General features: G+C 72.9%; 11 protein-coding genes and 2 tRNA genes. 5 read left to right on the top strand and 8 right to left on the bottom strand.

What is annotated here, in order from left to right; genetic code table 11:
- Positions 1–236 (bottom strand): HTH domain-containing protein (locus Cco03nite_RS26075; protein ID WP_203694840.1); only part of this gene is annotated, 236 nt, incomplete at its 3' end.
- Between the two features lie 262 nt (positions 237–498).
- Here Cco03nite_RS26075 and Cco03nite_RS26070 point away from each other — a divergent pair.
- A complete protein-coding gene (locus tag Cco03nite_RS26070) occupies positions 499–2,052 on the top strand; it encodes an ArnT family glycosyltransferase (RefSeq protein ID WP_203694839.1) in 1,554 nt (517 codons plus the stop codon).
- Between the two features lie 96 nt (positions 2,053–2,148).
- Here the strand turns inward: Cco03nite_RS26070 and Cco03nite_RS26065 are convergent, their stop codons facing one another.
- From Cco03nite_RS26065 to Cco03nite_RS26035, 7 genes are all read right to left on the bottom strand, one after another.
- Positions 2,149–3,192, bottom strand: coding sequence for a hypothetical protein (locus tag Cco03nite_RS26065; protein ID WP_203694838.1), 1,044 nt, complete (start codon positions 3,190–3,192; stop codon positions 2,149–2,151).
- Positions 3,189–3,803, bottom strand: a complete 615-nt coding sequence (locus tag Cco03nite_RS26060) for a hypothetical protein (RefSeq protein WP_203694837.1) — start codon at positions 3,801–3,803, stop codon at positions 3,189–3,191. Before Cco03nite_RS26060 ends, Cco03nite_RS26065 begins: the two co-directional genes overlap by 4 nt.
- Positions 3,804–3,861: 58 nt before the next feature.
- Positions 3,862–3,934, bottom strand: a tRNA-Asp gene (locus Cco03nite_RS26055).
- A gap of 16 nt (positions 3,935–3,950) precedes the next feature.
- Positions 3,951–4,023: transfer RNA gene (locus Cco03nite_RS26050), tRNA-Trp, on the bottom strand.
- 257 nt (positions 4,024–4,280) lie between these two features.
- A complete protein-coding gene (yaaA, locus tag Cco03nite_RS26045; RefSeq protein ID WP_203694836.1) occupies positions 4,281–5,066 on the bottom strand; it encodes a peroxide stress protein YaaA in 786 nt (261 codons plus the stop codon).
- A 21-nt stretch (positions 5,067–5,087) separates the two neighbouring features.
- Positions 5,088–6,548 carry an RNA-guided endonuclease TnpB family protein gene (locus Cco03nite_RS26040; RefSeq protein ID WP_203694835.1) on the bottom strand — a complete coding sequence of 487 codons (1,461 nt, stop codon included), beginning with the start codon at positions 6,546–6,548 and terminating at the stop codon, positions 5,088–5,090.
- A 153-nt stretch (positions 6,549–6,701) separates the two neighbouring features.
- Positions 6,702–7,124: a DUF1801 domain-containing protein gene (locus Cco03nite_RS26035; RefSeq protein ID WP_203694834.1), complete on the bottom strand. Its 423-nt coding sequence runs from the start codon at positions 7,122–7,124 to the stop codon at positions 6,702–6,704.
- 79 nt (positions 7,125–7,203) lie between these two features.
- On the opposite strand from Cco03nite_RS26035, the gene Cco03nite_RS26030 reads away from it, so the two are divergent.
- The 4 genes from Cco03nite_RS26030 to Cco03nite_RS26015 all read left to right on the top strand — a co-directional run bounded on the left by Cco03nite_RS26030 (position 7,204) and on the right by Cco03nite_RS26015 (position 9,760).
- On the top strand, positions 7,204–7,647 hold the full coding sequence (locus Cco03nite_RS26030; RefSeq protein WP_203694833.1) for an NUDIX hydrolase: 444 nt from the start codon (positions 7,204–7,206) through the stop codon (positions 7,645–7,647).
- Entirely contained in the window at positions 7,647–8,603 is a 957-nt protein-coding gene (locus tag Cco03nite_RS26025) for a DUF1152 domain-containing protein (protein WP_203694832.1), read from the top strand. The genes Cco03nite_RS26030 and Cco03nite_RS26025 overlap by 1 nt, the downstream gene beginning before the upstream one ends.
- A 73-nt stretch (positions 8,604–8,676) precedes the next feature.
- Positions 8,677–8,931, top strand: coding sequence for a hypothetical protein (locus tag Cco03nite_RS26020; protein ID WP_203694831.1), 255 nt, complete (start codon positions 8,677–8,679; stop codon positions 8,929–8,931).
- 64 nt (positions 8,932–8,995) lie between these two features.
- Positions 8,996–9,760: an alpha/beta fold hydrolase gene (locus Cco03nite_RS26015; protein ID WP_203694830.1), complete on the top strand. Its 765-nt coding sequence runs from the start codon at positions 8,996–8,998 to the stop codon at positions 9,758–9,760.
- Position 9,761: the final 1 nt, after the last annotated feature.

The raw sequence follows: 9,761 nt of genomic DNA, 5'->3' as shown, positions 1-9,761 counted from the left end.
CACTTCTCCCGTCGGTCCGGTCCGGGCCAGCGGCCGGCGTGTTTCTTGTGTACGGCCTGTCGGCTGACTTCGAGGGCGTCGGCGATCTCCTGCCAGGACCAGCCTGCTTTGCGGGCGTTGCCGACCTGCAGCGTCTCGAGGGTTTCCAGGAGTCGGCGCAGGGCGAGCACCGCTCGTAGGCCGATGCCGGGGTCGGTGCTGCCGGCTGCGGCGGCGAGTTTTGTCGCGTCGCTCATGCTGTCAATGTAGGTTGACAGCGCGTCTCGTGTCAACTCCGGTTGACGTCAATCCTTGGCGTACCCGCCGCCGAGCTGCCGCGACGTCGGCCGGACGGGGATCAGCGCGCCGGTTCACGCCACCGCTCGATGTGCCCGATATGCACGACACAGGCTTTTGATACCGCAAGGTCGCTATTCGCGGTGTTAGCTTCTGCGGGCCTCGGCCACGCGCTGACATGGCGCGGCCCTCTGCTGCCCGACCCTCTGGACGGAAACGACGATGACTGCTGCCACCGTCACCTCACGTGCCGCGCTGGTACGCGACGCACTGCTGTGGGCGGCGGTCGCCGCTGCCGCGGCGTGGACGTTCGCCTACCGGGCCGCCACCAGCCGCGCCCAGGTGCTCGACTACGACGACGGGGTGTACTGGCAGACCGCGCTGGCCATCGCCGACGGCGCACGGCCCTACACCGAGGTGTTCCACGCGCAGCCGCCGCTGTTCCCGTGGCTGGTCGCCCAGCCGTTCGCGCTGCTGGGCGCCGTCGACGGGGAGACCGCCGCCCGGATGCTGATGACCGGGTTCGCGGTGCTGCTCGCGGCGAGCGCGGCCGGGATGGCGGCCCTGCTGCGCGGGCCGCGGGCCGGGATGCTCGCGGCGCTGGCAGTGGTCGCCTTCCCGCTGGTGCAGCGGTACAGCTTCCAGTTCGGCGCGGATCTGCCCGCCGCGGCGCTGGGCGGGGTCGCGCTGTGCCTGGCACTGCGGGCCCGTACCGCGGGGCGGCCGGGACGCTGGTGGTGGTGGGCCGGATCGGGAGCGGCACTGTGCCTGGCCGCGCTGGTGAAGCTGATCGTGGTGGTGGTCGTGCCGTCACTCGCGCTGGTGCTGCTGACCACCGCCGCGGCGGGCGGGTCCGGGTGGTGGGCGTGGGTGCGGCGCACCGCGGCGGCGGCCGGCTCGCTGCTCGGCGGGTTCGCGGTGGCCGCGGGGGCGGCACTGCTGGTGATCCGGCCGGGGCGGGCCGCCTGGGACCAGGTGTTCGCGTTCCATCTGCGAGCGGCGGAGTCGGCGAGCACCCCCGACGTCATCGGGATGATCGACAACACCGGGGACTGGGGGCTGCCGTACTTCATCACCGCGGGTGTGTGCGGGCTGCTCGCGCTGGGCCTGCCGGGGCGGGCCGGTGGGCGGGCCGACGTCGCGGCGATCGCGGTGTGGGCGGCGGCGATCGTGCCGTACGGGTACCTGCACCATCCCGTGTTCAAGCACCACGTGCTGCTGTTCGTGGCGCCGGCGGGGGCGTTGATCGTGCTGGGGGTGGCGGCGCTGTGGGCCGTGGCCCGGCGGGCGGTGCAACGGCTGACGGGGCCGCGGCGGCGGTGGGCCGGGGCGATGGCCGTGGTGCTCGCGGTCGCGGCGGGGGCCTGGTACACGACGCACAGCACGGTGGCGCCGGTGCTCGCCGACACGTCGGTGGAGGCGTGCCTGCGGGCGCTGCCGCGTGACGTCGTGCTCGTGTCCGACGACCAGGCGATGCTGGCCCGCGCGGGGCTGCGTACACCGCCGTGGCTGGTGGACACCTCCCACGTGCGCATCGACTCCGGCTGGCTGACCGACGCCGAGATCACCGCGGCGGCGACGGCGGCCGACGGGGTGCTGTTCGCACGGCCGCGCCGGATCGGCAAGCATCCCGAGGTCAGGGCCTGGGCGAAGGAGAACTTCCCGGTGCGGTACAGCGCCGACCGGTACGAGCTGTACCTGCGTGCCGCGCCGCTGGTCACCGGTTGCTCCGGCAAGGTCGAGGTCGACGGCAAGACGGTCAGCCCGATGCCGTGACGGCGAATCGCGGGACGTCCCCCGAGGTGGGACGTCCCGCGATGCGTGCCCGGCGGCGGCCGATGCGTGGCAGGTAGGAGGCAGCCGCCGGGAGTCCTACCGTTCCAGCAACTGCTGGTGGAAGTCGCGGTAGCGCTGCACGGCCAGCCGCAGCTGCTCGGTGTCCGCGCCCGCGTCGGCGAACGCGCCGTCCAGCTCGCGCTGCCGGTCGGCCAGCGACTCCTGCAGCGTGCGTACCGCCTCGCCGACCAGGTCGCGAAGCTCCGCCGCCACCGCGGGCGGGTCGTCGACGAACCGCAGCTGCGCGGCCTGCCACCGGGTACGCAGGTCCTCGGCGGCCGCGGCGGGCCACAGCGACGCCGCGGCGACCAGTGCGCCGACCTCGGCGGGCTCGGCCGCGGGCGGGTCCACCGCATCCGGGCCGCCCACGACCGTCACCTCGTCGGCCGAGTCTGCATCGGCAGCCGTGGGCTGGTCCGACTCGTCGTCGGCACCGGTCAGTTCCGCGGCGGCGGCCTCGTCGACGGTCGCGCCGGGCGTGGTCAGGTCCTCCACCGCCTGATCCGCCGGGGTGGGCTCGTCGTCGGGGGTGTCGTCCCGGGCAACGACGTCGTCGTCGCCGAGGGGACGGTCGGCGAGGGCATCGTCGGCCGGCACGTCCACGTCCGCGAGGTCGTCGAGCGTCCGGGTCTCCGCGTCGACCGGCTCGTCGGCCGCCACGGCCTGCGCGACGGTCTCGTCCTGCACCTCGTCGGCGCGGACGACCGGGTCGGCACGCTCGTCCGGGTCCTCGCCGATGTGGGCCTCGGGGTGGGCCGGGTCGTCGGTGGCGGCGGGCTCGGTGTCGGCGACGTCCTCCAGCGCGGGAGTCTCCTCGTCGTCGGGGGTGGCGACGGTGCGGCCGCCCTCGGTGGTGCCGCCGAAGCCGTCGAGGTCCACCGGCTCGACAGGCTCGCCGCCGCGGTCGGCGTGTACGACGCCGTCCTGGTCGTGGCGGTGCTCCGGCTCGGTCTCCACGAGTTCGCCGTCGACGACGTCGTCGGCGCGGTCCTGGTGCGGCACGCCGTCGTGCCGCGGACGGCTGTCGTCGTCGGCGTCGACGAGACCGTGGCTGAACTGGGCTCGGGTGTCGTAGGTCATGCGTGGACCTCCTCGTCACGGCGGGGGGTGGCCGCCGCGGCGGTGTCACGCTGCGCGGCGGGGGCGGGGTCTGCGGGCGCCGGGTCCTCGCCCAGCAGCTGCGCGACCAGTTCGCGGTAGCGGACCACCGCGACGCGCAGGTCCTCGGTGCCGGCTTCGCCGCGGCTGTTGCGGTCGGCGATCTCCTTGGCCTCGCGGTACGAGGCGAGCGTCGCGGCGTGGTCGACGGACAGCTGGGCGAGCTGCTCCTCGTCGTCGTCGGCCGGGTAGCCGCGGGCCGTGATCAGGTCGCGGACCAGCACGTCGGCCTCCCCCACCGCGTCGGCCGGGGCGTCGATGAAGTGCGACTGCAGCGCGTGCCAGCGCACCACGAACCGGGCGTGGTCCTGCGGGGTGAGTTCGCGCAGTTCCAGCTCGGCGTGGCGGCGCTCGCGGTCGCGCAGGTCGCGCTCGGCGTCGGTCCTGGTGTCGTGCTCGGCGACGGCGCGGTCGTACTCGGGGCCGAAACGGCGGCGCAGCGACTGGCGGCGCAGCACCGTCCAGGCGACGTACGCGGCGGCCGCGACGGCGGCGAGCACGACCAGCAAGATGATGATCTGTCCGGTGTCCATCGAGGTTCCTCCTTCGCAGGAGGAGATACCCCTTTTCCCGGCGCTAAACCGTGCGCTGCGCCGGTGACGGGATTCGAACCCGCGACCCCCCGCTCGACAGGCGGGTGCTCTCACCACTGAGCCACACCGGCATATGAAGTTGTGTCGCACGGGCGGCAGGATTCGAACCCGCAACCTTCGGATTTGGAGGCCGGTGCTCTGACCGTTGAGCTACACCCGCATGCGTGGAGATGAAAGAACCGCCCGTGCCCGGTGGTCCGGGGCGCGGGCGGCGTCGGCCGTTCGCGTGGCGCTCAGGCGCGCCGGTCACCCGGGGTCGGATCGTCGGTGTCGGCCGTGGACCACGAGCGGGTCACGGCACGGCGGGACGGGGACCATCGCTGATCGTGCTGGGCTCGCATCGCCGTCCTCCTGTCCTGTCCGGGTGGTGTGCGCATACGGTAGGCGGTGGTGTCCGCCCGGCACAAAGGATTTAGTTCAAAGCTCGGTGACGACGATGTCGAGCTGCCAGGGGCGGCCGGGCTTGGCCGGTGGCTGCTCTTCGACGGTGTGTTTGAGGTCGCGCAGGGCGATGGCGAGTTCGGCGGGGGTGCGCGGGGTGCCGCCGTCGAGGAGCAGGTCGCGTACGAGGCGGCCCTTGGTGGCCTTGTTGAAGTGGCTGACCACGGTGCGGGCGCCGTTGCGCTCGTGCAGGACGCGTACCGTCGCGGTGCGGGCGGCGACGTCGCCGCGGGGCGTCCACGCGGGGGTGTACATCGACGAGCGCAGGTCCAGGACCAGGCCGGTGCCCGCGGCTTCGGGCAGGGCCTGGGCCATCGCGGCGCGCCAGTGGGTGCTGAGCAGGCCGACGCCGGGCAGGCGGACGCCCATCGAGCAGCGGTACGGCGGGACGCGGTCGTCGACGCGCAGCGCGCCCCACAGCCCGGAGAAGATCAGCAGCGTGCGCCTGGCGCGGGTCTTGGCGGGGACGGGGAGGTCGGCCAGGCCCAGGTTGTCGTAGAGCACGCCGGTGTACAGGCTGCCCGCGGGCAGTGCCTTCGCGGTGCGCAGTCGCGTGTTGCGGGTGATCTCGCCGCGCAGGCCGGGGCTGAGGCCGAGGGCGTCCGCGGCCGTGTCCGCGTCGCCGGCGCACAGCGCGATCAGCGCGTCGAGGGCCTGCTCGCGGGCGGGGTGCAGGGCGGGCAGGGACAGCCGTGCCAGGTCGAGCGGCTTGCCGGAGCCGGTGTCGGCCTTGCCCTCCGAGGGCGGCAGCAGGATCAGCACCGGCTCACTCTACGGCCTGTTTCATAACTCGGTGGAGTTGTGAGACAGCGCCCTTCTCGGGCGTCCGTTCCTCACCCGGGGTGGGGTGGGTGCGGTTCCCGCGTCATCGGGGCCGGTTTCGCTCGCGCGGGTGCGCGGGCCAGAGCCTTCCCCTCGGCGGGCTTTGGTGACCGGGCCCCCTGCGTGGAGGTCCCGGATCTGGGCGTGGTGCGGCTCGGCCCAGATGGCGAGGTTGACCGCGGCGTTGAGGTCCCGGTCTGCCCGGTACCCGCACGCGCCGCAGGTGAACGTGCGCTGGTCCAGGGGCATGGCCGGGGCCACGGTCCGGCACGGGGCGCAGGTCTTGGTCGACGGGTACCAGCGGTCGACCGGGGTGAGCTGCCCGCCGCGCCACTGCTGCTTGTACGTGAGTTGGCGGGCCAGTTCGCCCCAGGCGGCGTCGGCGACGGCTGCGGCCAGGCGCCGGTTGGTGAGCATGCCGGTGATGGTGAGGGTCTCGATGGCTAGCCGGTCGTGGGTCTTGACCAGCTTGTTGGAGACCTTGTGCAGGAAACGCCTGCGGATGGCGGCGGTGCGGGCGTGGTGGCGGCCGAGCCGGGCTGCTGCTTTGGCGCGGTTGCGGGAGCCGGGCGGTTTGCGGGTGACGGCGCGGGCCAGGCGACGCTGCCGCGCCATGCCTGCTCGTGAGGGCCGCGGCCAGTCGTCTACTCGGGCGACTTCGGTGCCGTCGGCGCGGGCGGCCACGACGAACGCGGCCAGCCCGCGGTCGACGCCCACCCAGCCGGTGCCGCTGTCGGGCTGGTGGCGGGCGGCGTCGTGCAGGTCGGCGGCTTCGCAGGTCAGTGACACCGACCAGCGGCCGGCCCGGTGGCTGACGGTCGCCGACAGGACCTTGGCCCTGCCCTTGGCCAGCATCCGCCGCAGCCGTCGGGTGTCCTCCCGCACCGCCAGAGTGCCGATACCGGGCAGGGTCACCGTCCGCGGCGCAAGCCCACCGACACGGATACCCGCCCGGCCCGTGGTAGAGGTCCTGCTGCGGATCCGGAACGACAATTGCGCACGTTTCTTCGACTTGAACCTGGGGAACCCGACCCGGCGACCTTCACGTTCGCCGTTGCGCGATGCCATGTACGCGGCCAGCCCACGGCCCAGATCGACCGCAGCCTCCTCGAACACCTGCTGGCACACCTCGGCCCGCCATGCCAGACCGGTGGTCTGGACCATGGTGGTGCCGTCGGCGGCGGCCACCAGCACCCGGCCCGCCGCGGCCGTGCGCTTCCAAGTGTTGAACGCGTTGATCAGGTCGAAGCCCGACCACGGCACCTTCCCGACCGTTCCACGACGCTTGCCGTCCAGGGCCTGCTTGACCAGCCGAAGGCACTGGTTGTAGCCGAACCGGGCCGCACCCGCATGCCGACGCAGTACGATCTCTTGCTCGACCGTCGGGTCAAGACAGAACCGGAACGTGGTGAAACGGGCCACGGCAGCACACCCTGCCACACCCCACCGACAAACACCCCAGCACCGGCGAGCCCACACAGCTCGACGGGAGACACGCAGCGAACGACACCGCCGATCACTTATGAAACACGCCGTAGGTGACCGGCCGGGGCGGTCCGGCGTCGGTACGGCCGGTCAGCTGGTGATCGTCTTCCCGTGGACCTGGGCGAACGCGGCGGCGACAAGCTCACGCAGGGCGGCGGTGTCGACGTCGGCGAGCTTCTTGACATACACGCAGGCTTTGCTGACGGTGACCGGGCCGAGCCGGGCCAGCAGGTCGCCGTGCACGTCGAAGCCCTCGGCTACGTACAGGACCAGGGCCTGCTTGCGCGGGGAGAAGCCGACCGCGGGCCAGTCGCCCTGCTTGCCGGAGGCGTAGACGTAGCGGTACTGCCCGAAGCCGACGATGGCGCTGCCCCACATGGCCGGCGGCTGGCCGGTGACATCCTCCATCAGCTCGCAGACCGCCTGTGCGTCGGCGCGGCGGCGGGCGTCGGCCACCCCGGCCAGGAACTCCTCGACGTCGCCGTCGTTCTTCGTCGTCTTCGGTTCGGCCATTGGGCCAGAGTATGCCGCCGGTCCGACAGCCGCCGCCACGGGACAGCGCGGGCGTGACGATGCGAAGTAGGCTCGCCTCATGACCACCCGTATCGTGCTGACCGCTCTGGTGGGCCGGACCGGCGCCGTGCTGCTGCGGATGCGCGACGAGCAGTCCGCGGTGCGGGCGAACCGGTGGGCCCTGCCCGGGGGCGCGATTCGGCCCGGGGAGAGCCCGGTCAACGCCGCCAAGCGGCACGTCGCCGAGCAGACCGGCCTGCCGGTCGACGGCGACCCGGAGCTGTTCTGGCACGGGTTCCTGCCGGGCACCCGTACCGACGTGTTCTTCTTCGCCGCGGGCACCCCGGCGTGGAATCCGGACATCGTGGCGCAGCCGGGGGTGCTGGCCGAGTTCGTGGCGGGCGAGGACGTGCTCAGCGGGCGGGCGTTCACCCCGGCGACCGGGTTCGTGCTCGCCAGGTTCCTGGAGTCCAACGAATACCTGACGCTGGCCGGGCGGTTCTTCCCCGCCGATCCCGTGTGATGGCGTCGCTGCGCACGCCGGGGCTGTTCGAGGCCCTGGCCGGATGCGAGCGTGTCCTGATCGCCGGCGCCGGGGGCGGCTTCGACGTGTACGCGGGCCTGCCGCTGGCCCTGCAACTGCACGCCGACGGCGTACAGGTGCACCTGGCGAACCTGTCGTTCGCGGACCTGCACGCCCTGGACGCCGACGTGTGGCTGGAACCGGACCTGGCCGCGGTCGGCCCGCTGACCAAGGGCCTGGACGGCTACTTCCCCGAGCGGACCCTCGCCTTGTGGCTGGAGGTCAACGGGCTGCCGTCGACGGTGTACGCCTTCCCGAAGGTGGGCGTGCAGCCGCTGCGGGCGGCGTACCGGGCGCTGGTGGACCGGCTGCGGCCCGACGCGATCGTGCTGGTCGACGGCGGCACCGACATCCTGATGCGCGGCGACGAGACCGGGCTGGGCACCCCCGAGGAGGACATGACCAGCCTCGCCGCGGTCGCCGGGCTGGACGTGGGCGTCCGGCTGGTCTGCTGCCTCGGGTTCGGCATCGACGCCTACCACGGCGTCAACCACGTGCAGGTGCTGGAGAACCTCGCCGAGCTCGACCAGGCCGGGGCGTACCTGGGCGCGCTGTCGATCCCGGGCGGCTCGCCGCAGGCGCGGGCGTACGTGGAGGCGGTCGTGCACGCCCGGGCGCTGACGCCGGGCTGGCCGAGCATCGTCAACGGGCAGATCGCCGCGGCGCTGCAGGGCCTGCACGGCGACGTGCAGTTCACCCGCCGCACCGGCGGCAGCCGGCTGTTCGTCAACCCGCTGATGGCGGTGTACTTCACCGTCGACCTGGCCGGGCTGGCCGAACGCAACCTGCTGCTCGACCGGATCGAGGGCACGCACCTGATGCGGCAGGTCAGCGCCGCGATCGAGGCGTTCCGCGCCGAGACCGACACCCGGATCCCGCGGGTGTACCCGCATTGAGCGCCCGGAGCGGGCGGACATTATGGATGAATGAGGTATCGCACTAAGTCGATCGAGCCGTTATTTTCTGTGCATGTCCGGGGACGCGCTGATGATCGGCATTATCGGAGTGCTGCTGGGGATCCTGGTCGGCCGGCGGTGGCTGAAGATGCAGCAGGCGGGCGCCGGGTACAAGTCCGCCGTCGCCGGTGTGCCCAAGGCCAAGGCCGGGGTGAAGACCGCCCGCAAGGCGTGGATGCTGGCCATCCGGGCCGCGATGCTGGCCGTGGTGCTGCTGTTCGTGTACCTGCTGGCCACGACGACGGCGGTGTTCCAGTCCGCCCGGTGAACAAGATCACCAGCGGGGTGAATTCGGAGGCGCGGCCGAGCGCTGCTCACTAGCCTGGCCCGCGATGACACTTTCACATGACGTGGCCGGTGACGGCCCGACGATCGTCCTGCTCCACTCCACGGTCTGCGACCGGCGCATGTGGGACCCGCAGCTGCCGGCCCTGACCGGCGCGGGCTACCGCGTCGTGCGCTGCGACCTGCGCGGCTTCGGCGACAGCCCGATGCCCGACCGGCCCTACAACAACGCCGACGACGTCGCCGGCCTGCTCGACGAGCTGGGCGCCGAGCAGGCCGCGCTGATCGGCGCGTCCGGCGGCGGCCGCATCGCGCTGGAGTTCGCGGCCCGCTTCCCGCAGCGCACGACCGCGCTGGCGCTGCTGTGCACCGCGGTCGCCGACCACGAGCCCGGCGAGCGCCTGCGCGCGTTCGGCGACCAGGAGGACGCGCTGCTCGAAGCGGGCGACGTCGCCGGTGCGACGGAGCTCAACGTCACGGCGTGGGTCGGCCCGCACGCCGACGACGCGACCCGCGACCTGGTGCGCCGGATGCAGCGGCACGCGTTCGAGGTGCAGCTCGCACCGCAGGAGCAGGAGTACGGCTCGATCAAGCACGACGTGGACCTGTCCGCGATCACCGCCCCGGCGCTGCTGGTGTCCGGCGAGCACGACTTCGCCGACTTCCACGCCATCGCCGTACGGCTGTCCGAGGAGCTGGCCGGGTCGCGTCACCTGCACCTGGACTGGGCCGGGCACCTGCCGAGCATGGAGCGGCCGGACGAGCTGAACCCGGTGCTGCTGGGCTTCCTGCGCGAGACCGTTCCCGCCTGAC

Origin of the sequence: Catellatospora coxensis, from assembly GCF_016862635.1 — a bacterium.
Classification (GTDB): Bacteria; Actinomycetota; Actinomycetes; order Mycobacteriales; family Micromonosporaceae; genus Catellatospora; species Catellatospora coxensis.
Note: the sequence above shows the minus strand (reverse complement) of the source record. Positions and strands in the feature narration are given on the sequence as shown.